23 protein-coding genes and 1 other RNA gene are annotated in these 24,577 nt (G+C 52.4%); 9 read left to right on the top strand and 15 right to left on the bottom strand.

Going from position 1 to position 24,577, the window contains the following annotated elements; translation table 11 throughout:
* The first annotated feature begins 58 nt into the window (after positions 1-58).
* From BAQU_RS09355 to BAQU_RS09340, 4 genes are all read left to right on the top strand, one after another.
* The gene (locus BAQU_RS09355; RefSeq protein WP_094695017.1) at positions 59-259 is read left to right on the top strand and encodes a hypothetical protein; all 201 of its coding nucleotides are present in this window, start codon (positions 59-61) and stop codon (positions 257-259) included.
* 8 nt (positions 260-267) lie between these two features.
* Positions 268-456, top strand: coding sequence for a hypothetical protein (locus BAQU_RS09350; protein WP_094695015.1), 189 nt, complete (start codon positions 268-270; stop codon positions 454-456).
* Between the two features lie 25 nt (positions 457-481).
* Positions 482-808 carry a hypothetical protein gene (locus BAQU_RS09345; RefSeq protein WP_143242001.1) on the top strand — a complete coding sequence of 109 codons (327 nt, stop codon included), beginning with the start codon at positions 482-484 and terminating at the stop codon, positions 806-808.
* A gap of 195 nt (positions 809-1,003) precedes the next feature.
* Positions 1,004-1,291, top strand: a complete 288-nt coding sequence (locus BAQU_RS09340) for a hypothetical protein (RefSeq protein ID WP_094695011.1) — start codon at positions 1,004-1,006, stop codon at positions 1,289-1,291.
* A gap of 190 nt (positions 1,292-1,481) precedes the next feature.
* Here BAQU_RS09340 and BAQU_RS09335 read toward each other — a convergent pair whose 3' ends face one another.
* Positions 1,482-2,141: a TetR/AcrR family transcriptional regulator gene (locus BAQU_RS09335; protein WP_094695009.1), complete on the bottom strand. Its 660-nt coding sequence runs from the start codon at positions 2,139-2,141 to the stop codon at positions 1,482-1,484.
* 104 nt (positions 2,142-2,245) lie between these two features.
* Between BAQU_RS09335 and BAQU_RS09330 the strand changes: the two genes are divergently transcribed.
* Positions 2,246-3,670 carry an MDR family MFS transporter gene (locus BAQU_RS09330; protein ID WP_211277156.1) on the top strand — a complete coding sequence of 475 codons (1,425 nt, stop codon included), beginning with the start codon at positions 2,246-2,248 and terminating at the stop codon, positions 3,668-3,670.
* A 504-nt stretch (positions 3,671-4,174) separates the two neighbouring features.
* Here the strand turns inward: BAQU_RS09330 and BAQU_RS09325 are convergent.
* From BAQU_RS09325 to BAQU_RS09295, 7 genes are all read right to left on the bottom strand, one after another.
* Positions 4,175-4,564, bottom strand: coding sequence for a tyrosine-type recombinase/integrase (locus BAQU_RS09325; protein WP_094695005.1), 390 nt, complete (start codon positions 4,562-4,564; stop codon positions 4,175-4,177).
* Positions 4,565-4,898: 334 nt separating this feature from the next.
* The gene (locus BAQU_RS09320; protein WP_094695003.1) at positions 4,899-5,429 is read right to left on the bottom strand and encodes a tyrosine-type recombinase/integrase; all 531 of its coding nucleotides are present in this window, start codon (positions 5,427-5,429) and stop codon (positions 4,899-4,901) included.
* Positions 5,430-5,618: 189 nt separating this feature from the next.
* Positions 5,619-6,016: a transfer-messenger RNA gene (gene ssrA, locus BAQU_RS09315) on the bottom strand.
* Positions 6,017-6,255: 239 nt separating this feature from the next.
* Positions 6,256-7,167, bottom strand: coding sequence for a carbohydrate kinase family protein (locus BAQU_RS09310; protein ID WP_094695158.1), 912 nt, complete (start codon positions 7,165-7,167; stop codon positions 6,256-6,258).
* A 50-nt stretch (positions 7,168-7,217) separates the two neighbouring features.
* Positions 7,218-8,447: an ROK family transcriptional regulator gene (locus BAQU_RS09305; protein ID WP_094695001.1), complete on the bottom strand. Its 1,230-nt coding sequence runs from the start codon at positions 8,445-8,447 to the stop codon at positions 7,218-7,220.
* Positions 8,448-8,663: 216 nt separating this feature from the next.
* Positions 8,664-9,176 (bottom strand): NUDIX hydrolase, encoded by a 513-nt coding sequence (locus BAQU_RS09300; protein WP_094694999.1) that lies wholly within the window; start codon positions 9,174-9,176, stop codon positions 8,664-8,666.
* A 49-nt stretch (positions 9,177-9,225) separates the two neighbouring features.
* Positions 9,226-10,794: an aminopeptidase P family protein gene (locus BAQU_RS09295; RefSeq protein WP_094694997.1), complete on the bottom strand. Its 1,569-nt coding sequence runs from the start codon at positions 10,792-10,794 to the stop codon at positions 9,226-9,228.
* Positions 10,795-10,990: 196 nt separating this feature from the next.
* On the opposite strand from BAQU_RS09295, the gene BAQU_RS09290 reads away from it, so the two are divergent.
* Positions 10,991-12,412 (top strand): bifunctional folylpolyglutamate synthase/dihydrofolate synthase, encoded by a 1,422-nt coding sequence (locus tag BAQU_RS09290; protein WP_094694995.1) that lies wholly within the window; start codon positions 10,991-10,993, stop codon positions 12,410-12,412.
* Complete coding sequence (gene smc, locus BAQU_RS09285; protein WP_094694993.1) at positions 12,412-16,110, top strand: chromosome segregation protein SMC; 3,699 nt, start codon at positions 12,412-12,414, stop codon at positions 16,108-16,110. Before BAQU_RS09290 ends, smc begins: the two co-directional genes overlap by 1 nt.
* A 163-nt stretch (positions 16,111-16,273) precedes the next feature.
* Here smc and BAQU_RS09280 read toward each other — a convergent pair whose 3' ends face one another.
* From BAQU_RS09280 to BAQU_RS09265, 4 genes are all read right to left on the bottom strand, one after another.
* Positions 16,274-16,987, bottom strand: a complete 714-nt coding sequence (locus BAQU_RS09280) for an aspartate/glutamate racemase family protein (protein WP_094694991.1) — start codon at positions 16,985-16,987, stop codon at positions 16,274-16,276.
* Positions 16,981-18,225: a carboxylate--amine ligase gene (locus tag BAQU_RS09275; protein WP_094694989.1), complete on the bottom strand. Its 1,245-nt coding sequence runs from the start codon at positions 18,223-18,225 to the stop codon at positions 16,981-16,983. The genes BAQU_RS09280 and BAQU_RS09275 overlap by 7 nt, the downstream gene beginning before the upstream one ends.
* Positions 18,226-18,234: 9 nt before the next feature.
* Positions 18,235-19,866: a UDP-N-acetylmuramoyl-L-alanyl-D-glutamate--2,6-diaminopimelate ligase gene (locus BAQU_RS09270; RefSeq protein ID WP_094694987.1), complete on the bottom strand. Its 1,632-nt coding sequence runs from the start codon at positions 19,864-19,866 to the stop codon at positions 18,235-18,237.
* Between the two features lie 211 nt (positions 19,867-20,077).
* Positions 20,078-20,845 (bottom strand): exonuclease domain-containing protein, encoded by a 768-nt coding sequence (locus tag BAQU_RS09265; RefSeq protein ID WP_094694985.1) that lies wholly within the window; start codon positions 20,843-20,845, stop codon positions 20,078-20,080.
* Between the two features lie 156 nt (positions 20,846-21,001).
* Here BAQU_RS09265 and BAQU_RS09260 point away from each other — a divergent pair, with 156 nt between their 5' ends.
* Together BAQU_RS09260 and BAQU_RS09255 are read left to right on the top strand one after the other, a co-directional pair.
* Positions 21,002-21,682 (top strand): sigma-70 family RNA polymerase sigma factor, encoded by a 681-nt coding sequence (locus BAQU_RS09260; protein WP_244568521.1) that lies wholly within the window; start codon positions 21,002-21,004, stop codon positions 21,680-21,682.
* 72 nt (positions 21,683-21,754) lie between these two features.
* Positions 21,755-22,030: a hypothetical protein gene (locus tag BAQU_RS09255; RefSeq protein WP_094694981.1), complete on the top strand. Its 276-nt coding sequence runs from the start codon at positions 21,755-21,757 to the stop codon at positions 22,028-22,030.
* A gap of 648 nt (positions 22,031-22,678) precedes the next feature.
* On the opposite strand, the gene BAQU_RS10790 is transcribed toward BAQU_RS09255, so the two are convergent.
* The 3 genes from BAQU_RS10790 to ybaK form a co-directional block, all read right to left on the bottom strand.
* Positions 22,679-22,753: a 50S ribosomal protein bL37 gene (locus BAQU_RS10790; protein WP_003817083.1), complete on the bottom strand. Its 75-nt coding sequence runs from the start codon at positions 22,751-22,753 to the stop codon at positions 22,679-22,681.
* A 90-nt stretch (positions 22,754-22,843) separates the two neighbouring features.
* Complete coding sequence (locus BAQU_RS09250; RefSeq protein ID WP_094695156.1) at positions 22,844-23,839, bottom strand: aldose 1-epimerase family protein; 996 nt, start codon at positions 23,837-23,839, stop codon at positions 22,844-22,846.
* A 156-nt stretch (positions 23,840-23,995) separates the two neighbouring features.
* Positions 23,996-24,514, bottom strand: a complete 519-nt coding sequence (gene ybaK, locus BAQU_RS09245; RefSeq protein ID WP_094695154.1) for a Cys-tRNA(Pro) deacylase — start codon at positions 24,512-24,514, stop codon at positions 23,996-23,998.
* Between the last annotated feature and the right edge of the window lie 63 nt (positions 24,515-24,577).

The raw sequence follows: 24,577 nt of genomic DNA, 5'->3' as shown, positions 1-24,577 counted from the left end.
TTTGGTAGACGCTGTGGTTCATCGGGTACGCCGCCCAAAGTTCTTTGGAGGCGATCATTTGAGAGTACATTCTTTTCACTCGCATCTGGCCCTGTTCTATCACGACAATGACGACTGTCCGTTCGGGCAGACGATCAAGCCTTTGTCACGCCGTCCCGGGAAGGCAGGTCTTGGCCTGTGCATGCTGTGCCGCAAGCTCGACAAAGAAGATGAGGACGCGAACAGCAGCATGGTTCACGAAGCACAATTGGAAGACTAGGAGAACATATGTCAGAAAGTGAACATAACAAGCAGGAGGGCAAGCTGGAACGCTCCTTCATGAAGCAAAACTTCGGCCCACATCCCGGACGTGACATGCAGGGCGATGCCGTGCCGGACGAGGAGCAGGAGCTGATCGACAAGGATTTGAAGCATCTGCACAACCAGTCCGATGACGCGCGAGGCTCGGGAGAGTAGAAGCACGAGGCGATGAGATGCATCAATGGAAGGGGTGCTACCCATGGGTATCTATGCGATTAACTACACATTGAGGTCTCCAAAGGAGGATCATCAGAGTTTGGTGATCATGCTCAGGTCATTCCCTCTGTTCTGCCACGTACAGAACGGGTTCTGGATCGTGCAATCTCCGCTGGACAAGGATGCCATATTCCAGAAGCTTGCTTCCGTGCTGGTTCCCGGTGACAAGCTGTTCATCATGGTCTACACCAATGGCGGAGCGACATGGACAGGGAATCAGAACGAATCACTGGCGAAACTGCAAGACATGCTCTTCGACCCAAAGCATGAACGACCTTCCCGCAAGGAATGAAGTAGCTTTGTGTGCCACTCCTTTCCGGTTGTGTTTCGGTTGAATAAGTGGGTTATAGATCAACAGGGGCTTCGGACTGTTTTCTGGTTGATTTAGTCCGTTGATGTTGATTCTAGCTGTTTCGGTATTCGCGAATGGTGATGCCGCCCAGCCTGGTTTTGATACGGCGGTTGTTATATAGAAGTCCATGTACTGATGGATCGCAGTCTCCAGTTCGCTCGTGGTGTTTCATGGGGTTTGCTGCAATGTTGCTTGGCCAAACGCACCAATTCGGCGGCGGCATCCATCTCCGCGGAACGTTCATTCTCGGATTCTTCCCTCTTGGTTGCCATACCAGCCATTATCTCAGTCGGCATGTTCACCGGCTCCTTCTCATCCCTCCATAAGATCAGCGATCAAAGCCAGTTACACACTTTCCAAGACAGTCCCGAGCGCCAGACGACGCGTGCGATGCTCCTGCACATCGCACGGCCTGTGAACTGACTATATCTATATCGTGGAAAAATGAAGTCAAGATTGAGAAGAGTCGGTGGGTGCGTCTGCTGCAGCAGTATCGGATCCTTGCATTGGGGGATGGGTGTCAAGAACAATCTGGTGGGCATTAGGAAGAACACGTTAAGCGCAGCGCACATGCCGCTGAAGGAATGGCCAAGCAATTACGGAGGGTTTACCATTATTCTTTCGATGCCGTGCGCGAGTGGAAAGACCCTGAGAGGTTGAGCTGTGTTTCCTCTCTGTCTGTGCTCTGAAGTCTTGTGTCAGTGACTAGTGGCAGGAAGATCGTGTCGACGATGTCCACGATTGTTTCGTCGGGCACTCGGTTGAGGTTCATGATGATTTCCTGGCGGAGCAAATCTGTAGGCAATCTGACGATGCGAGGTGGGATGTCGCCTGTGGGTAATTCGCCGCGATCGACTGCGTGGCGGAGAATTTCGGTCAGGGCACGGCTTTGGTCGCCGAGTAAGGCTGTCCGCAATCGTTCCGGAGTGAGTGATATCTCACCGCTGAAATAGGCGCTGAGGATGGTGCTGAGGAGTATGGCCGCGCGTTCGCTTCGTTGATTTGCCGTTCGCAGGAGCGCCAGGAGGTCTTCCCGTAAGGAGCCCATATCAGGAATGTCTGACGGGGCTCCAAAGCCCTGGCGTTTGATTACTGCCAGAAGCAGCTTCTCCTTGTCTGGCCAGCGTCGATAGATTACTGATTTGCCTGTTTCGGCGCGTTCGGCAATGGCTTCGAAGGTGAACGAGGTATAGCCACCCTTGATGAGTTGGTTCCATCCTGCGTCGAGTATTGCCGCTTCCAACGCTTGACCGCGTCGTCGTGTCGATGTCATGTCACTCTCCACCCTATAAGTAACGCTTGCGTTTTCTATTTTATCAGTCTATCGTATGTGAAAGGCAATATTAGAGACGTATACGTACCTTATTGGAGGTTATTGTGCTACACAGACAAAAAAGACCATCGACATCGCCTCAGTCGCTCGCTGGACTCATGGCAGCGCTGATCGTCGGAGGAATCACGGCGATTATAGACACGACAATCGTGGCGATTGGCCTGCACACGCTCATCGTGCAGCTGCATGCGTCCGTCTCCACGATCCAATGGGTCAGCACTGGGTACCTGCTTGCATTGGCAATTGCGATTCCATTTGTGAGCTGGGCGCAGGAGAAGTTCGGGGGCAAGCGATTATGGCTGTTTGCCCTTGGCTTGTTCGTACTCGGCTCGGCCGCTTGCGCGGGCGCGTGGAACGTGGATGCGTTGATTGTCTTCCGCATACTGCAGGGATTGGGAGCCGGCATCATGATGCCGCTCATGCAGACTCTCGTGGTGCAGAACATCGATCGAGAACACATGACAACCGCAATCGCAAACGTGAGCCTTCCAGCGGCACTCGGACCAATTCTGGGACCTGTGCTCGGTGGCGTGGTGCTCAACTGGCTTTCATGGCACTGGCTGTTCCTCATCAATGTTCCGATAGGGGTTATCGGGTGGATTCTCGCTTTCAAGTTCATCAACGACGACCATCCAAGTTCTCACGCCTCTCGCGAGCATCTCGATGTGCTCGGTGGTTTGCTCCTAGCCCCTGCGTTAGCCGGACTATTATATGGGCTTTCCAACGTCTATGCTGATGGAGGGTTCGCCCGTGCTGATGTCCTGATTCCAGGCGTTGGCGGTGCGGTTCTATTGACGTGCTTCACGATATGGGCGATACGCCGGCATGATGCGGCTCTCGTCGATGTGAGGCTGCTCGCAGTGCGCTCCGTGCGTATCTCGTCCGTCGCGCTCACGTTCGCAGGAGCCGCCCTATTCGCCGCCAATTTCCTGCTGCCGCTTTACTTCCAGTCGCTGCGTGGCTACAGCGTTCTGGATGCTGCATTCCTGCTGATACCTCAAGGCATCGGCGCGTTTCTTGCCCGGTTCATTGTCGGGAGACTGGTCGAAAGGTTCGGTTCCCGTTTCGTCACCGTTGTCGGCTCGCTTGTCATGGCTGCAGCGACAATACCATTCGCCTTCGCAGATGCTTCTTCGAATCTGTGGATTCTCGGCGTTGCATTGTTCATCAGGGGAGTTGGACAGGGAATCGTGCTCATCCCCATCATGACCGTCGCCTATGTCGACATCAGCAGAAAGCAGATGGCGCACGCGTCCGCGATCACTCGTATCGCTCAGCAGGTCGGTGGATCCTTCGGAACCGCGCTGGTGGCTGTCATTCTTACCTCGCAAGCAACCCAGACACATCCCGCAACCGGTTTCCAGGCTGCATTTTGGGGAACCATCGCCATGACTGCCATCATCGCCATCGCAGGGACACTCCTTCCGCAACGAAGCAAGGCCGCAACACAATCGAAAGTAACTCAATAACTTCGATGACAACAATCGGATCTAGACCATATCGACATACTCACGGCAACAGGGAGACGCATGTCTGCTGAAGCCAAGATTCCTCAAATCGCAAAGCTCGAATGCGGGCGGCCTGTTGCGGTTACAGAGACAGATTACGACACTGACACTTATTGAAAGTCATAGGCTCGGAAGCATCAGACTTACGAAGACAAAGCGACGCGTAACGGACTTGCACGCATGAGAATAAAAGAGACATATCCAAGCCATTGATGGAATTGGACAGAACCTGCACGGGGGACACCCGCCAAGCAACACTCCTGCTGGACGTCACTGTGCAGATCATCGAGGACTTCCGCAGCTATATAAGAAGTGGTTCCTGCCACAACAGACTGTCGGCAACAGGCACTTTGCCAAAGCTGAAGATCGACGGACACCAATTTGACACCCGAGGGAGGAATCAGATCTGTTTCTTCGCTTGTTCGCCCGTTTCATGTTGCATCATGGTAGTGGCGAGCTGCGCTGTCAGTTGTGCGTTCTGTTGCTTGAGTTTTCCTGTATGCGTTGATCGTTATCCTCTATACGGGAGCGTAATGATTCGAGGGTATCCTCACCGGGAATGAGAGAGCCTATCTGTCGCGCGAGGTCCCTTGACCGCGACTGGACACTGTGCTGATACCGCATGGCGGTCTGCGGATCCGAATGACCGGCCGCATCCATGATCTCACGCATCGTCGCACCCTGCTGGGCCAGCACCGTCAACGCCGTATGACGCAGATCATGGAAACGCAAATCTAGTCGATTCGCAACTATTCGAGCGCGATCGTACCAACTCCTCAACGTATTTGGATGCAAAGGGGCTGACGGATCATCGACACTCGGAAAAACGAACGAATCATCACTATCGTCAACCATTTGAGAGCAATGATTCCAAAACCGGTTGTAGCTGTGGGGGGATACTCTCGTCACGTTCACTGCGCTCCGTCTTGGTGCTGCCGATGAGCTGAGAGCCTATGGTCTTACGACTGGTACGAATGTGAAATCATACGCTCTAAGTCAATGTTGCCACGGGTAAGTGCACAGATCTCACCGATACGAGGGCCATTGCAAAACACCGCGATATACACGGTTGCACGGTACCGCTCAGGCATAGCCTCATAGATGGTATGAACTTCTTCAATGGAGGCCGGTATAGTCTCGACATCACGTCGAGGGCGCGGCGTCGTGATATGACAAGGGTTTCTGGAAATCAATGGTGACTCGCCATCTTGTCTGGTTGGTTGGCTGATGCCAGAACACTCTTCAGAACTTTGAGCGCATTGATGCACATGCTGCGCTGCGAATGATCCAACCCATCCCACCACCGGTCAACATCCTGACTGGAAAGCTCAACGAGACGACGCTTGGCGAAAAAAGGAAGAACATGGTTCTGAGCATCCTTACGAATCCGATACACAGTACCTGCCTGAAGACGCTCACCGGACTTTGTACGACGTTGATCAAGCCAATCATCAAAATACTCTCCGAACGTGAGCGTACGTCGCATCTGTTCTCGAAGGATCTCACGCTCCGGCTGCCACGAATGGGCATCGATGCGAAGCTTGGCATCCCTAAGCCACACCAGCGCACCGGCATCGTCATCAATGTCGAAGCTGGCATACTGGCGCTCCCTCAAGTCAGGCCACTTGTCGAACGCCCAGAAGGGCGTCAGATAGCTCGCCTCAATCCACGCGCTCGTCCGATTGCTCTTGTGCCGAAGCGTACCGAATCTCCGAGCCATAACATCCTCCCGCACCCGTGAACCATACTGCTTTTACCACATCAATTACCACACCAAACAAGAAATATCAAGCGAAAACATGCCACTGCACGTCAAGACAGGCCAACCGGGAAAGCCCGGAAATAAAAGGAGAAAAGGCTGGAATGGCAACAAAAAAGGCCACTCCAGACGGAGTGACCTTCTCTGTATTCGTGGAGCTGCCGGGAATTGAACCCGGGTCCGATGACCGTACCCTCAGAATTCTACGTGCGTAGTCTGCTGGCCGTGTGGCAATTTATCTGCCCCCAATGATGTCGCAGACAACCATTGGCGGGCATATCCACAGTAAAAGTCCCTGAATCATCCTGTAGCACAGTGATTCAAGCAAGTCTTCTTAATGACGCTCAGCTTCTCCCCGAAGACATGAGAGAGTGAACGGAGCAGCTGCTCACTGTTTATTCCTGGCGCGAAGCTCAGGCAGCGAGAGCGAACTCAGTGCGATTAGATTTAGCACTTGTTGTTTGCGGGAGGACATTAACGAGCGGACCCCCGCGTTCTCGGCACGCTTCCCTGCGACGAACAGGTCACCGTCGAAACCGATCAGCCCCAATATGAAATTATCAAACCCCGACCAATTCCGTCGGACATTCAACTATACAACATAACGCGCCTCTTTATTCCCAAACACAGCCTCAAGCCGAAAAGTGCGTGGAATAGGCGAACCCTCCGCGCACAGGTTGTGCTTCATAAGTCGGTTTTCGCTCGATTTGCTCGAAAAGCGACTCATGAAGCACAACCTCCTCAACGCAACTTTTTTTGGGGGGGGCACAAAGTGACGAGGCTACAGTCACTTCTCGTCGTCAGAGTAACCGCTTTCTGCGAGGAAGTCTGGCATGACTTCTGGGTATTCCGGCCATGCACCATTTTGTGTACAGACAAAGGCAGCGGCATTGACAGCTGCACGATGTGCTTCGCGCAGGCTTGCACCCTTCAAAATGTTGATGGTGAAGGTTCCTGAGAAGCAATCTCCTGCGCCAACGGTATCAACTACAGTCACATGAGGTGTTGGAATCGTTGATGATTCACCTGTGCGGCTGAAGATCGTGCTGAATTCCGACCCTGCGGTGAGAATTACATAATCAAGATGGAATTGATGAAGGAACCAGTCGCAGGCATCCTCATTCGAGGTTCCACGGATTCCGAACATGTCCTGGAGAAGCAGCAGCTCGGCATCGTTGATCTTGAAGACGGTGGCATAGGTCAGCATCTCATGGATTAATTCCTTGGAATAATGGTCGCCACGAAGATTGACATCGAAGAACTTCAAGGTGCCTGGAGCGGTGTGCTTCAGCAGCTCGATAATCGTGTCGTGCGATTCCTGGCTACGCAGACCCAGCGTTCCGAAGCAGACGGCATCTGCCTTGGAAACTGCGTCAATGAGTTGGCGTGTATAGAGCAGGTGATCCCAGGCGACATTCTTGACGATGGTGTATTCGGGAATGCCGTTCTTCAGACTGACCTCGACGGTGCTCGTTGGCCATGCGTTGCGCTGAACGATTGATTCCACGCCGCTTTGATGAAGAGCATCGATTAACTCATCTCCGAGTGCATCTTCTCCCACAGCACTGATCGCATAGCCATCGGCACCATTCTTGGTTGCGTGATAGCTAAAGTTCACCGGAGCGCCGCCTGCGCGTTTTCCGCTTGGAAGCATGTCCCACAGCAGTTCTCCCAGGCTCAGTGCGATTGGTTTGCTCATTGTTGTTCCTTTCGTGGGGTGTTGACTTTGCTGATTTTCTGGATTGAAAATCATCGTTTTGGCGTATCCATTCCAGCAACAAATCGGGATGGATTGCGCAAAAATTGACTTGCCGCAACTGCGGCTGCACCGGTAAGGGTTGCATCGGTGGGAAGGTCTGAAAGCGTGATTGTGGTGCTTTCCATGAGGTCGGGGAGTACACGCTCGGCAACGATTCGCCTGACTTCGTCGAGCATGGTATCGCCGGCCTCAGAAAGAATGTCGCCGATGATGATCTGGCTGGGATTGTAGCCGTAGATTATATTGATGCAGCCATAGGCGATGTATCGTGCGATCTCGCGGACTATTCGCTGCGCTTCTGCATTGCCGGCGTAAGACTCCTTGAATAAACGATTGCATGCTTCCCGTGGGAGAAGATCATTGACATCTTCGAGAATTCCCCTATTACTTGGTTCCTGCAGCAGCTCTTTGACTGCGCCAGTTGAGCAGTAGCGCTCCAAGCACCCTACATTGCCGCATTCGCACGGTCGGCCATTGATGTCGATGCTCAAATGCCCAATTTCCGTTGCAACACCCCGCGAACCCGAAACCAGATTGCCATTGTCGATGACACCGACACCGACACCTTCGCCAATCAGATAATAGGCAAGTGAGTTTCCATCCGTCTGAGCGCCAAAGAGACTTTGGGCCAATGCGCCTGATTGGGCATCATGCTCTATAAATGTCGGAACGGCGAATGCCTGTGTAAATTCATTCTTGAAATTGACTTCTTTCCACATCTGCATGCTCGTGACCGAGATGATTCGACCCTCATCCGAGAGATATGGTCCGGGAACTGCCATGCCGACTGCAACGATGGCAGGATTGTGAGCGATGGTGCTCTTGATGTATTGCTTGATTTGCGAAACCGTGTCAATCACGTCTTCGTTGTTGACAGGTGGGAAATCATGAATCTTTATGCAACGGCCGCTTAATTCGAAGATGCCGATCTGAACCAGACTGCGTGCAAATTTCACAGCTATGACCTCATACCGAGAATCGTTGAATTGCAACCCAATCGATCGCCGATTCATTGCACCTTCCAAATCGCCGGTTTCACTGATTACGCCAAAGTCGATGAGTCGAGCAGTTATCTTCGTTATTGCCGCTGCAGTAAGTCCGGTTGCCTTTGCGATTTGTGCCCTTGAACTAATGCCATTACGAAAAAGGAAGTTGATGATTCTTGAGCGATTCAATTCTGAAATTGATGAAGGAGTGCCTTCGGATGCAGCTTGCTTCATTGCATACTCCTTTAAAAATAGACGGCGGTGTCACTGAGCGCACATAGATAGTATATTAACGAAGTTAATACAAAAACGTCACTCGGCGTGTCGTAGTGGAGGCAACGTTCATTGTGAACATTTCGGGGTATACAGTGCTAGATTCCCCTTAATTTCAACGCGAGAGCGCCGATTTCAAGTGTAACTACCCAAGCGAGTTCACAATGAATGAAAAACTCAGAGATTTTGGGCAAAAAGTGCGCGATTGTCTCCTCTGTGGCAACGATTTTCAAATTCCTGCACGTAGGCAAGCCGCTCCATCGTGGTTTTTGCAAGTGGCTGGGGCAATTCATCGAGACTGAACCATCCGACCTGAAGACTCTCTTCGTCGCCAACGTAAGGTTCTGCGTTTCCGCCATCCTTGAGCGTGCATATAAACAGCAAGTCCATGTATTGAGCCTGATCTCCATTGCCATAGGTCAGCATGCGCGCAGATGACTTGACCGATGCCAAGGCTGTGGGGACTACATCGATACCAGTCTCTTCCTTGACCTCTCGGACTACCGTATCCGCGGGTTCCTCGCACGGTTCATTGATGCCATACACCAGAGCCCATTCGCCCGTATCACTCCGCCTGCCCAACAGTATCTTGCCTTCCTGGGAGTGGACATACGCTGTGATCCCCACCAACCACAGAGGATCATGACCGATTTTCTTGCGCAGCTTGAGAATGAACTCTGGTGTTGCCATGCATACTCCCTGGTTATCTTGATTGATGATTGCGGCTGGAACGAAAAGGTCAGGCCTTCCCTGCCTGCTGAGCCATCCAGGCCTCGACGTCATCAACCTGCTTGGGAATGGCAGAAGAAAGCCATTCCGGGCCATTTTTGGTCATCAACACGTCATCTTCAATGCGAATGCCAATACCGCGGTACTCGGGCGGAATAAGAAGGTCATTGTCCTTGAAATAGAGACCAGGCTCGATTGTGAAAATCATTCCCGGAGTGATCGGTGCATCCTGATATGACTCATATCTAGCCTGTGCACAATCATGAACATCCAATCCCAGATGATGTGCACATCCGCAGGCATGCCAACGACGGTGCTGCTGGCCTTCAGGACTGAGTGCCTCTTCTACACTGACCTTCAGGATGCCCCATTCGTGGAGCGCCTCTGCAAGCACCCGCATGACCGCATGATGGATATTCGAGTATGTTGCTCCCGGTTGCGCCGCTTCGAATCCAGCTTGCTGCGCCTTCAGAACGGTTTCGTAGAGTTTGCGTTGCAATGGCGTGAACCTGCCTGAAACGGGGAAGGTCCTGGTGATATCTGCCGTATATAGGCTCGTTACCTCAACACCTGCATCGATCAGGAGCAGATCTCCGGAAGATACATCACCCGTGTTGCGCATCCAATGCAGGATGGGCGCATTGCTGCCTGATGCCACAATCGTGTCGTAACCAACGGTGTTGCCCTCTTCGCGAGCTACTGCGTTGAATGCTCCTTCAAGCTTTCGCTCGGAACGTGTGGTGTCCTTGACTTGAGGCAAACGGATGAGCATGCGATCGAAGCCGTCCTTCGTCGCTGCAATGGCCTTGCGCATTTCGCCAACCTCGTAGGAGTCCTTGAGCATGCGCGCTTCGGCCGCGAACTCGTGAAGCTTGCCATCGACGCTGCGATTCTTGTCGGGATCATCAAAGCCATGCGTACGGCGGATGGACTGAACCAGATCGGTTACCTTTTCGTCGGCTTGACGCACCACGCGCAGCCGAACGGCATTCTGCTCGGTGCCGACATCCTTGGCGAGAGCATCGGAAAGTTGTGCGATATCATGCGTCTCAATGCCGGTCATGGTGCCAAGCTCTTCGATTCCAGCGCGAGGACCGACCCAGTATTCGCCATACTGCGAGGAGCGGTAATAATCCTCGGTGCTCTGGTCTGCCCGTGGATGCACGAACAGTTCTGGAACATGAGTCTTCCCGGCATTTGCCTCGGCAGATCCGGGTGCGACGGGATTCAGCACCAGAACGGCTCCCGGCTCGAGATCCTCACCAAGACCCGTGTAATAGGCGAAAGTCGTATCGGGACGGAATGCGTAGTCACAGTCATTGTTACGCGCCTTCGGCGTACCCGCAGGAATGACGATGCGGTCTCCTGGGAATCTGTGGCCCAGTGTTTCCAGTCGTTCCGGTGTATATTCGCTTGATTCGAGTGGCCTGACGTGCGTATCTTCCTTGCCCCATCCGGTGGTCATAAATTTCTTGAAATTCTGCGAAACAGGACTGAGCGTTCGATTATTGATACGTTTTTCAATATTTGGACTATCTTCGCTGGAATTTACAGCATTCAAATCTTCCACTTCCGACATGACTCTCCTTCGGCCGACCATGGCCATCTAACTTCCCACATAACACATTCCATCCTACCCATGAACGATTACATAGTCCCTCGATGAATGCGTTCGTCTCTGAGCGTGCAATAACCCTGAAACGCGTATCACGCTTCGTTTACAATGGTCGAGTGGCCCTGATCCGGGGGAAGAAAGACGAGATAGAAGGCGCGACTTGTCATTAGAGGAACCAAATAAAGGCGGAGAAAGTCTGCAGGATGTTCAGAGGCTGATCATGCAACGACCGCCTGAACATAATACGACCAACCTCAATCTCGATCGAATGAAGATGATTCTCGATCTTCTCGGTCACCCGGAACGGTCATTCCGCATCGTGCACATCACCGGCACCAACGGCAAGGGCTCGACCGCTCGTATGGTCGAAACCATCGTACGAACCTATGGATTGAGCACCGGACTCTACACTTCGCCGCACCTGCAAAAGATCACCGAACGCATATGCGTCAATGGTCAGCAGCTTTCCGACAACAGATTCATCGACGTATACAACCAGGTGAAGGATTTCATCGATATCGTCGATAAGGAGTCCATCAAACGGGGAGACCCGAAGATGAGCTTCTTCGAGGTTCTGACGACCATGGCCATATGGGCGTTTGCCGATGCTCCGGTCGACGTTGCCGTCATTGAAGTCGGGATGGGCGGATTGTGGGATGCGACGAATGTGCTCGATGGGGATGTCTCGATCATCGGGCCTGTCGACATGGACCACATGCAGTGGCTTGGCAATACCGTAGAGGAGATTGCCACCGAAAAGGCAGGAATCATCAAGAAGAATTCAACGGTCATCGTCGGACCGCAGCCTCATGCGGAAAAGGTCATGCCGATCATTGAAGCAGCATTCCACAACAATCAGGCACGCGAGCTGATTCGTGACGGTCAGGAAATGAGCGTTGAATCAAGAATCCCTGCGGTGGGTGGTCAGGTTGCGACATTGGTCACCCCGAACGGGCGATACGAACAGGTTCCTATCGCCAAATTCGGCAAGCATCAAGCACACAATGCCTTGGAGGCGCTCGCAGCTGCCGAGGTTGTCTTGCCGGTCAATGGCACACTTGACGGTGATTTGGTGGCAGAGGCGCTGGGCAGTGTGAAGATTCCTGGACGGATCGAACAGATTCGCAATTCCCCGACGATCATTCTTGACGGCGGTCACAACGTGAATGCGGCTCAGGCATTGCGCGATGCGATTGAAGAGAGCTATCACTTCGAACAGCTCGTCGGCGTCGTCGCCATGATGAAGGACAAGCAGGTCGAGGAATTCCTTGGGATTCTGGAACCTCTGCTCAGCCAGATCGTGGTGACGGAGAATTCATGGCGTGATCGGGTCATGCCCGCCGAAGAGCTTGAGAAAATTGCTGTGAGCGTCTTTGGTCGTGACCGCGTGATTCGCGAGGATATGCTCACCGATGCGATCCAGAAGGCCGTTGACTTGGTAGATAGCGAAGATGAACTCGGTGTTGGATACGGGCGAGGCGTACTGATTTGTGGCAGTTTTGTCACTGCAGGCGATGCGCGTATCCTTCTCAAGGAGCACGATAATCCTGACTTGAAGAAGCCAAAGGCGGAGAGAGCGTAATGTATCTGAAGGATCTGAGTCTACGAGGTTTCAAATCCTTCGCATCGGCAACGACCTTACGCTTTGAGCCAGGAATCACTGCTGTTGTGGGGCCGAATGGTTCTGGAAAGTCGAATATTGTAGACGCTCTGGCCTGGGTCATGGGGGAGCAGGGTGCAAAGACCTTGCGCGGTACCTCGATGGAAGACGTGATCTTTGCCGGCACATCGTCGCGCCCGCCACTCGGTCGTGCTCAGGTCAGTCTGACAATAGACAATACCGATCATGCTCTGGACATCGAATATTCCGAAGTGACCATTACTCGTACGATTTTCAGAAATGGTGGATCGGAATATTCCATCAATGGCACTTCCTGCAGGTTGCTTGACATTCAGGAACTGTTGAGCGATACAGGCCTTGGCTCTCAGATGCACGTCATCATAGGGCAGGGCAGACTCGATTCGATCCTGCGAGCGGATCCGGCCGGCCATCGAGCTTTCATTGAAGAGGCAGCCGGCATCTTAAAGCATCGTAAGCGCAAGGAACGAGCGTTGCGTAAGCTGGCGAATACCGAGACGAACCTGTCTCGACTTGATGATCTCTTAAGTGAAATCCACCGTCAGCTCGGACCTTTGGGACGGCAGGCAAGGATTTCTCGGCGCGCAGACGGCATTCAGATTGCATTGCGCGATGCACAGTCCAGGCTGTTGGCAGAGGACGCAGTGACGCTAAGTTCACGTCGCGATACCGTGCGGGCTGAACTGACCAAGGCGCGCGGAGCGTTAGTCGCACAGCAGCGTGAACTCGTCACCATCAAGTCACAGATCGAGCAGATTGAAAGTCTGAGCAGTACCACAAGTCCTGAAATGCGCGAGCTGAATGACGGATTCAACGAGCTCACCAGGATCCAGGAGAGGCTGCGCTCCTTACAGTCATTGGCTCATGAACGCAGTGAGTCAGCACTGGGAAGAATTCAACAGGCAGTCGGCGATGATTCCCAGATGTTGCGCAACAGAGCTGAAGAGCTGGAACAGCAGGGGAAGGCGCAGCAGCGATTGATTGATGATGCACGCCTGAAATTCGATCGGACCACGGAGGAACGCGCAGGATTCGAAAAGCACCTTGCCTCAGTCCGCCAGACGTTGAATGAGCTTCGGCAGTCGACGCAGCAGCGTGAACGTCAGCTTTCCAAGCTTCGTGAGATGATTGCACGCGAGCAGTCGGCTTTGCAGCTATCGCAGAGCCGAGCCAAGGATTTTGAAGGCCAGATCGGCAATCTACGCCAGCAGCTGGGCGATCTCGAGACGAGGCATACCGAGATGCGTGCACAGAGCGAGCACATGGATGCGCAGGACCTCGATGACCAGCTCGCCAAGGCACAGAAATCATACGAAGCCGAGGGACTTAAGCTCAATGAGGCCAATGAACGGCAAAGAAAGATCAATGGTCGAATAATCTCATTGCAGGCCAAGGCTGACGCGCTCAATGACACCTTGGAGAGCCGCAATGCTTCAGGAGCTTTGGAAAAAGACGATGCCATCGATGTAATGGGAAAACTTGCGGACTTCATTCACGTGAAGACCGGTTGGGAAGAGCCAGTGGCTCATGCCCTGGATGTATTCGCAAATGCCGTGGTTGTGCCTGATGCAGAGCAGATTGACCGGGCCCTTCAGCACGTCCGCGACAATAATCTGGGCAAGGCCGTGCTGATTTCTCCAAGCTCAGGTACAGCAATCAACGAAAGCTTGGGAGATTTCGACACGGCAAATCCGCATCAATCCGGATTTAGCTCGCTCGCACAATACATTTCAGTCAGGGAATCCAGCGGTGTCGACCACCAGATGGCAGTATCAATCTTGCAATCGGTAAGGATGCTGTTATCTGATGTTGCCGCAGTCGATTCGCTTGAACAGGCAAGATCGGCAATCCACGACGGATGGCAGCAGGCGGTCACCGCGGACGGCGATGTCGTGAATGCTGTTGGAGCATCGGGCGGCTCCTCCCTTTCACAAAGCGATCTTGCACTGGTTTCGAGACGAGACGCTGCTCTGAAACAGGTCAAGGAAATGGATGCAACACTTGATGAGCTCACCACATCGGTGAAGCATCTGAGTGAAGAGCACAGCGCTGCACGTTCGATCTTGGAATCTCTACGTAATAAGCGCACCGAGGTTCAGCTGAGGTTGAAGCAGATGCGTGACTCACTGAACGATTTGCAGCGACGCATCACTCAATTCGGCCATCAAATCCACGATGCTGAGACAAAGAGCAGCCAAGCTCACGATGATGCACACAATCATGCAGTCAAACTCGATGATCTGCAAGAGGCTTTGAACGAAGCGGAACGTTCTTCCGATGGACAGGCCAGTTTTGACGAACTCGGCCAGCGAGAAAAGTCCCTCGAAGCATCACTGGCCAAGACTCGCGAGCAGGAGGTTACCGCCAAAATAGCTTGGAACGAGGCCGTTTCCAAGGCAGAGTCATTGACCAGACAATCCCAGATGCTTCGGGACAATGCGAAATCAGCCGACGAGAGACGTATACGTATTCAGCGCAAGAACGCTGTGCTGCAGGCGCAGTACGATAACTCACTTGCTGTTGCTCGTGCAACGCAGCAGGTCATCAACCTTGTAGAAGCTGCAGTTTCATCTGCCCAGGAGAAGCGTGATGCCTTGCAGTCCGCAGCGTCCGAGCATGATGCTCAATTGAAGGATCTGCGTGCACTCAGAGATGGCAAGGAGCCACAGGTCGGCGCATTGCAGCAGCAAGAGCATGCTTTGGACATAGAACGAGAGCGATTGGCGACTCAGTTCGGCCAGCTTACGCAAAAGGTTTCCGATGAACTGGGATTGAATCTCACCGAACTCATCGATGGATTTGGACCCGATAAGCAGATACCTGTACTGGATGAAACAGGCAAGCCTAAATTGCTTGATGGCAGTGATGAAGAATCCCGCGATGACCAACCTCGTGAGAGCGAAGACCGCAGTGTCAAAGACGGCCAGATCAGTGGTGCTGATCCACAGCATGCAGCTTCACCCGATGAACGGATCATGACTATTCCATATTCTCGCGAAGAACAGCAGTCTCGGCTGGAGAAAGCTCAACGTGATTTGGCGAGGCTGGGTAAGGTGAACCCACTGGCTGCCGAGGAATACGAGTCATTGGAATCGCGCAATGCGTTCCTTAACAAGCAGCGCAATGATGTGACGCAATCTCGCGATGATCTGATGAGCTTGGTCAAGAATCTTGATGCGACGATGATGGACGTATTCCGAACGGCTTTCGAGGATACGGCACAGGCTTTCACCAAGGTATTCAGCACCTTGTTCCCTGGTGGAACAGGACGTCTGCGCCTGGAGGATCCCGATGATTTGCTGCACACGGGTGTGATTGTTGAGGCGAGTCCTGCGGGCAAGCGCGTCAAACAGCTTTCTCTGCTATCTGGCGGAGAACGTTCCCTGACGGCTCTTGCTTTGCTCTTTGCAATTTTCACTGCGCGTCCAAGCCCGTTCTATGTGATGGATGAAGTCGAAGCTGCCCTTGATGACGTGAATCTCACAAGATTGCTCAACGCGCTGCAAGATCTGCGTTCGCATGCTCAGCTCATTGTCATCACCCACCAGCAGCGCACGATGAGCATTGCTGATGCGTTGTATGGTATAACCATGCGTGATGACGGCGTCACTGCCGTCATTTCCCAGAAAATGAGTCATTGAATGCGTCCGCGCTGTCCGGAATATGCAAGCATTGCGTTCATTGTGAACTTACTGCAGTATAAGAGCTCGATTTCCTTGATTTGAGCTCACGAAGGCAGCGATATCTGGTCTTGATACTTTGAGAAGTTCACAATGAACAAAAAGGTTTTCGAATTGGGATGATTCAGCGCAATTTTTTCGCCTGTTTGACCGTTTCATCGGCCAAAACCGCCTGTGCATCGACGATGGGCAGCTGAGGCATGGGGAATGCCTCGTTCAATACCGAAAGTTCGGTACAGCCGAGGATCACGATGTCGCAATGAAGACCCGTGAGCATGTCATCAAGGGCTTCAGTGTAACGATCCTTGTTAAGGTTGCCGGTCTCTTTTACATCGTGATAGATCAGGTAGCTGATCTTCTCTTGAATGGCCTCATCGGGAGAAACGAATTCATACCCTGCTGCCTTGACCGCAGTGCTATAGATTCCAGACACCAGACTGCCGCGCGTGCCCATGAAAGCCGCGCGCGGGTGCTCAGCAGCGGGGTAGAGTTTCGACATACGCTCAATCGTGACTTTGGGCATGTGAATGATCGGGACTGGCGTGAGTGCCTGAAGCTCGTCAAAGAAATAGTGCGCCGTGTTGCAGGGGAGCGTAATGAACGAGGCTCCGATGGCCGTTGCCTTGCGAATATCATCTGCAATATAGGGAAATGGGCTCTCTGAACTGTTGCCCAAGATGAATTCAGTGCGGTCAGGAACGCTTGAATCGTTGAATACCACGTAATCGAGAAACTCCTGATCCTCATGAGCATGGGTCAGTTCATCAACAAGTCGGATATAGCTCTCTGTGGCGAGTGTGCCCATACCACCTATCACTGCAAAGAATTGCTTCATGATTTATCCGCCTTCTTGATGAAATACTGCTTGTAGCCCCTCTTGTAAATATTGAACATATGCCGTATGAGCAGCCAACGCAAGGGGTTCATGTCTCGAGAATATTCAAGGGTGGTACCCCAATCACCACGTTTCATCATCTCTAGTGCAACTCTCTTGTCAGCATTGTCGGCAACATACGTCTTGAAGATGGAACGTGGGATCTCAAGCCACAGCTTGTTGCCACGTCCAAAGACGATATGTCCATCGAATTTGCTGTCTTCGACCAAGTCATCAACGAAATATTTCGCGAGATTGAAGCCATTCAGGGTCACAAAATAACTGCTTCTGCCCTGACGCAGGTTAATTTCAAAAAGCTTGTATGTCTGGTCACGCACATCGAATTTCATATCGAAGTTAGCCACGCCTTCATACTGAATCGCTTCAAGGAACGTGGCGATCTTTCGAAATACCTCTTCGTTGTAATCCGGCAGAATCGCAGCATAGTTGCCTATTGCAACCGGTGTTGGATCCTCGAGCAGGGGGTGGCCGAGAAACATCATGCGAACCCGATGATGCTGATCGACATAAGCGTTCAACACGCGCATACGGTCGTCATCGCCGGGGATGAAGTCCTGAATGACCATCTCAGATGTGTAGCCGGCCTTGTATGATTTCTGGATGGCGTTTTCGAGTTCGGCAGGAGTATTGAGAATAAAGGCTTTCTTTCGCCCTTCAAAATCGATGTTGAGCCACTCGACACTATTGGCTGGTTTCATGGCAACAGGAAAACCAAAGGGTAGATTCCGGTACTCGCCTCGCTCAACGGCTGCCTTATCGACAGTCTTGGTGAGCGGATGCGGAAGATCGAACTGTTCGCAGATCTTATAGAAACTGCTCTTGTAACTCAGTCGATGGCTGATATCGTCATCGAGAGTGTTATAGACAAAATACTTGCGCAATGCATCGCCACACTGACTCAGCAGATTGGCGTACACGTCGCTGCAAGGAATGAGCAGGGCAACCGTATCCGGGTGCTGCGCCTTGAATGAAGCGCCAAGTTGCAGCATGTAGTGTCTGAAGGCATCGAGTTCATCGAATTCTGGGACAATCGTGACGTCGACGATCCTGCTGTATTTGGTTGGGGCAAGCTGGAAGTGTGCATATGCCTTCGAGACGATGCCATATTGTTCATGGAAGGCGCGAGCCATGCCATACACATTTATGTCACTGCCGAGAAGAAATGGCTGAAACTTTTTCACAACGATCCCTCAATCCTGTACGTGCCGATTGTACTTCGCAAGAAGGCGCTCAACTGCGATATCATCGCCCTCATACTGCTTATGCTTGCCGTGATCCTTGATCCAACGTTCCTCGCCTTTGCCAATGATAAGAATGACATTGAGAGTTTCATGGTGAATCTCGCTCTCCTCAATGGCCTGTGTGATGGCTTCGGTGCGGCCCATGACGATGCTTGCCTCGACCGAGTCATTGCTGACATAGCCAAGCATCTGCTTGCAGATGTCCACATGGGGTTCGGTATCCGTGTCTTCCTCGGTAAAGATGAATCGTGCGATACGGTTCTGTGCAGCGTCGACGATTTCCTTGCGTCGGTCGTAGGCCTTGTTGCCGGCAGAACCTGTTACCAACGTGATTCGTGGATGCTTAGATCCGTATTTATGGTCAACGAAGTCAAGAAGTGCCGTCACACTCGCATAGTTATGCGCGTAATCGACATATGCGATGACGTTGCGTGCCGAGAATCGTTCCATTCTGCCCTGTATCTTCACCGATTCCAAAGCATGGAGAGCTTTGCTGCCCTGCGGAATGCCAAGATGCAGCGCAATCGCGATGGCAGCGGCAGCGTTTGCCGCATTGAAAGCCCCTTCGATGGAGAGCGTAAAGTCGCCTATCTTCGTGAGAGATTCATGAGAGACATACATTGAGTAGCTCTCGGTCTCTGTATCCGAGGTGGGAACTGCGCAAACAGTTGCTATGCCGTCATTGACAGGACAATCAGCAGCACGGCAAACGTCATCGGAAGGTGCAGACTCATCGTTCATACGGCTTTCGTCCAGTGCAAAGCTTGAGACGGTCGTTGATGAGGCTTTGGCATCTTCACGGATCAAATCTGCGTGAGCGCAATCACGCCCAAGAACAAGGTGGGATGAATTTTTTGTAATCTGACGCTTGCAGAACAGATAATCCTCAAATGTAGGGTGCTCGATTGGACTGATGTGATCGGGTGAAATATTCAGAAAAGCGCCTACGTCAAAATGCAGATCGTATACGCGATCCACCTTGTAAGCCTGGGACGAGACCTCCATAACGAGATAGCGCATGCCATTGTCAAGAGCAGCGCTCATCATGCGGAACATATCCAAGGATTCTGGCGTAGTAAGATCTGATTCCTGATAATGCACGCCATCAAGGCAATTGTCTACTGAAGAAAACAGAGCCGCCTTATTGCCACTGAAACTGTTGAGGATGCTTTGCACAAAATATGCGGTGGTCGTCTTGCCCTTGGTGCCGGTGATTCCCACTACCGTCATGCTGTCCTGAGGCCTGGAAAAGAACTCGGCTGCCAGCAGACTCATTGCCTTGCGGACGTCATTGACGATAATGCCCACCGAGCTTGTCTTGTCGGCATAGGGAGTTTCCGACACGTATGCAGCCAGGCCAGTGTCGTCGATGTTGTCAAGGAATTTGGCCCTGAACTGCCCTTTGCAGAACAGCAGAGCGCCTTGACTGACCTTGCGCGTGTCATAGGTAATGTCAGTGAAGTTGGTGTCTGCATTGTCGAATGAGTGTGGATCCAAGGTCCAGCGATCCTCACCGATCAGTTCTCGTAACAAACCATTGCGTTTCAGCAGCTGAGTTGCAGAAGCCAAGGTTAGAGCCATAACAGTATTCCTTCAATCTCTTCATTCATCATGTGTGCCAAACGATCATCATCCATGAAACCCATTGCGCAAATCCGGCATGTGCATCATCCGAATCCCTTGCCACGCATATCTCTCCATGGTAGCGGTGCAGCACTATGTTTCATTGACCGGTCAAAGTATCACAGAAAATCATTGCAAGTCTACAACGCCAATGGTGATGCGATTGTGACTATTCGAACCATCCATCATGTATGGGGCGTCGTCCCTTGGACACAAGCCATTGGTTGAAGGAGTCCTTCCAGACGCTATGTGCATGTTGCTGCCAAGCCATCAGTTCGCCAATGGTGAGGTGACCTATCTGCGGATACAGCGTGGTCATGGGCTGAATCAAATCGACTGCCGCAACCGTGTCAGCAGTTGCATTATGAAAATCCCCATCTGGTTCAACGCCGTAATATTCTGTCGTATAGCTCAGCGTGCGCTTGCTACTTCGATGTGACACAGCGCGGTCAATTACCAGAGGATCAACAACGAGTATGTTGTCGTTCGTGATTCTGGATTCGAGACTGTCAAGCTTCCACTGACCCAAATCGTGTTGGAGCATGGCAACATCGAAAGGTGCATTATAGGCGAGCAATGGAATATTGTTGTTCTGTGCGCTTGCAATCACCTGTGTGATGGATTCGAGGGCATCTTCCGGTTCAATCCCATGCTTTTGCAAATAGTCATCGGTGAAACCATTCACCTTGCTTGCCCCGGGACTCATGTGTCTATGAGGGTTGATGATCCATTCGCCGAGCACATCCTTGGCGTGGCCACCCTCGGGATCTCTCAACACAAGCGTTGCCGAGACAATCGCGTCGCGCCCTGGACGTGCCCCTGTCGTTTCAGTATCAAAGCCAAGAAGCCATGACTTCGACAATGCGGTTTCACTGGTTTGCTGCGGTGCGGATTCCAACGTTTTCAGAAGTTGCTCGCTTTGCGCCAAATCGTTCATATCCGTAATTGTGCGTTTTGACACGGACACTCCGAAACAATGCTTATTCGTCGGCAATGGCACAATGGAGGTGTGGCGGATCAGACGGGGCTTGTGGAACAAGAGGAAAGTAAGGAACGGCTGCAAGAAAAGCGCAGACGCTTCGAAGAATTAGCTATGCCTGCCGTCAATGCACTGTACAGGCAAGCCATGAAGCTTACCAACAATCCCGACGATGCCCAGGATCTGGTTCAAGACACATTCGAACGTGGATTCAAGGCATTCGATCGATTCGAGATTGGCAGCAACTTCGAGGCGTGGATGACGACCATCGAGCGCAATGCCTTTTTCAACCAGTATCAGAAAGCCAAGCGCAGACCTCAGCGAGCCAACGATTCAACCGGTGAATACGATGATTGGGATATCTACTCCGCTTCCGCTCATTCTTCGGAGGGTTTGAAATCTGCCGAGCAGGAATATCTTGAGAACTTCGCGCCCAAGGAGATCATGGCTGCCCTGCAAAAGCTGAGTCCAGAACGTCGCAAGGTCTTCATTGACGCAGCGATTGACGGTAAAAGCTACAATCAGGTCGCTGAAGAAGAGGGCATCAAGATTGGCACGGTGATGAGCAGACTCAATCGCGCTCGTGCTCAATTGAAGGGCGAGCTTGCCGTATATGCGCGCGAGAGAGGGTACGGCAAGCACAACCACGGCAATCATGCACATGACAATGCGCAGGATGCAGATAAAGAGGCACAGGTGGAAGCTCGAGATTATTCCCATGCCGCTGATAGCAATAATTCACCGACCGCGAATCCGAAAGCCATGGGCGGCGATACAGTTAATGGAGAAGAGTAACGATCATGATGAGGGTCATGGGGTCCAAGTCAGCGGTGACACATTCACCACGCATCACGGAAAGGGGCGGATATGAACGGTCGGATTGAGCATACCGAGCACGTATCATTGACCCGAGATTCTGATGGCCGACTGGTCCGGACAAGCATCGAGGTTACCAAGGTGAGCACATCCTCCCAGTGCTTTGACCCGAGTACATGCTGTGATGCCCATGAGCGTGCTGTGATTGAGACCTTGCGAGACTATCTTCGTCCGCAGGTCGCGCCGCAGTGTCTGTTGCGGCGTTTGCACCAGTTCATGGATGAAACCACTTCGGACTTGAAGCATGACGATACTTCTCGTCAATGAGCTGTAACGTTGTTCTGTATATAAGTTTCACAGGGTTTGGCGCGGGTTATAGGCACTGAAGTGTGGGTTTTTGGTCTTTGCTGGTGTGCTGGCGTGTAATTCGTTCCAGTCGATGCCATGCTCCTCTTCCGTCATCCCGAGCGAGCGTAGCGAGTCGAGGGATCTTCGCTGTCGATGCTCGCAAGGGTGAGATCTCTCGACTCGCTCCGCTCACTCGAGATGACATTCGGTCGGGATGACAGGGGAGGTGGGGATGGTCGGGATGGTCGGGATAGCGGGCATCGATATCGGGTCGTTCCCGCTCTCGTGGTTCTGTTGCGATGCACGATGGTGCCGCAATACGGGCACAGTGTTGCTTTCATGCCTCCCAGGTCAAACAGGGTTATCAACCAGTCGAAACCCCAGTTGGAAGAACGCATCACGGCATGTTTCACACATACTTTGTGCCGTGCCGTTATACCAGCGTAAAAATTATCAAACAGGAGCAACACCCACTCCCACAAGAACTAGGAAACGATTCCCCACACACCTCTGGTGCTATAGCCCTTTAGCGCTTCATAGAATATGAAAAAATCCCCGACTTTGTCTCTCTGACACCGCAAAAGCAGTGAGGGTGAGAGCGTCGGGGATCTTTATGTTCGCTAAGAATCAGGCGTTTGGCCTTTTGCCGTGGTTAGCGGCTTTCTTGCGACGATCTTTGCGCTTACGTCCACGCATGCCCATGATGGACTCCTTTACTCCATTGCGAATAAGCCTGATGAATTATCCCACATTGTCCAGACCAATTCAAATCACGCGTTGGGAGCAGCGTTCTCACACGCGTTCAATATGATAGGAAATCGTTGTCGAATAACGTTCGCCTGGTTGGATGGTCACCAGATTTCTGCCGGTTCTGAAGGCGTTGGCATATGCAGTCATTGGCTCAACGGCAACACCTGCGGGATGGGCATCTGCGGGGAATCCGGTCCCGGTGCACACCTGCCAGGCGTTGACGGTTGCATCGCCTTTCAGATGAACCGCTATTCCATCAGAACGGGTGAATATGGCGGTCGATGAACCATCCTCGGCTCGGTCGAGGTCGGTCCAGGCATCATCGAAGACCTTGCCAGTGAGCGAAGTCGTGTTACGAAGATCATATGGGGTGCCCTCAACGGATTCCTCACCTTGGGGGAGCAGGCGATCCTTGCTTGCGATCACATGGGTATTGCCCGGAAGACGCAATGAGCAAAGCGCATTGTCTGCCTCGATCTCGTCATTGCCATAACCGGCACGGCCATTGGAAAGCCAGGGATGAATGCCGAATGCCCACGGAGCTGCATGACTTCCCAGATTCTCCGCGGAGCAGGTCATGGATAGACCCTCTGAGCCGAGTGAATAGGTCACGGTGACCACAACGTCGAAGGGGTAGCCGAGTATGGCTGGAACGCGCCAGGAGAGCGTCACGGACGTGTCCGCAAGCGATTTCAGTTCCCACATGTAGCGGTATCCGAGACCGTGTAGTGCCGTCTGCCTCTCGCGCTCATCGATGGGAAGTGCGTGATCTGTGCCTTCGAAGCAGTATTCGCCGTCCTCCAGACGATTGGGGAACGGTACGAGAACATAGCCATTGCAGCAGGGAACAGTCTTGTTCGGATCATATGACACCACGATGTCATGTCCTTCGAAGGTGAGGGTGCGCAGACCTGCACCGAGTTCGGCGATGGTGGCAGAGTATGGGCCGGACGAAATCGAATACTGCTGTCCCGTTATCGGCTTTGGCACGTAACCTGTGTGTCGGTCGGCGCTCACTGTAGAAGCAGTCTCTGCCATCTGTTGTGCAGTGCTCTGAATGTTAGTCAAGGTCATAATGCGCTCCCATGATTATGAGGGGTAGGGTCAGTTGCTGCCTACCACGGGGAATCTTCATTGATCGTTCCCAAGTATGTTATCGTTAACAATACTAGCGGCAAACTGGAGAATCCAGCTCTACCACGTGCCGATATCGGCCGTTGTTGCCTTGAGTGCAGTAAGCAGTGCCTGTGGACTGATGCCGATATCAAACCCACGTTTCCCGCCAGAAACAAGAATCTCGGAATATGCAAGCGCGCTGCTATCCAGAACGGTGCGGTGTTGTGTTCTTTGCCCAAGCGGAGAAATTCCTCCAAGAACGTAGCCGGTTTCTCTCTGGGCTCGGCGAGGATCTGCCATGCTTGCCTTCTTGGCGCCCACTGCTGCCGCAAGGGCTTTCAAATCGAGGTGCCCGCTGACGGGAACGATGCCGACGACTCTTTCCGCTCCTGTGTCGGCAAGAAGCGTCTTGAAGATGCGTTTGGGGTCCAAACCCAGTTTTTCGGCAGCCTCAATGCCATAGCCATCATCCATGTGCTCGCTCGAATGCTCATATTCAACGGTACGGAATTCGATCCCGGCCCTTTCGAGCGCAACGGTTGCAGGGGTCGAAGCCCTTCCGGTGGTCTTCTTGGATTTTCTGCTCACGCACACCATCATAGATTCATGGCTGCGCTGAGGGAATGTTACGTAGGAATATGCAGTTTGCATGGACGAAAC

It is taken from the genome of Bifidobacterium aquikefiri (assembly GCF_002259795.1).
Taxonomy (GTDB): Bacteria; Actinomycetota; Actinomycetes; order Actinomycetales; family Bifidobacteriaceae; genus Bombiscardovia; species Bombiscardovia aquikefiri.
Note: the sequence above shows the minus strand (reverse complement) of the source record. Positions and strands in the feature narration are given on the sequence as shown.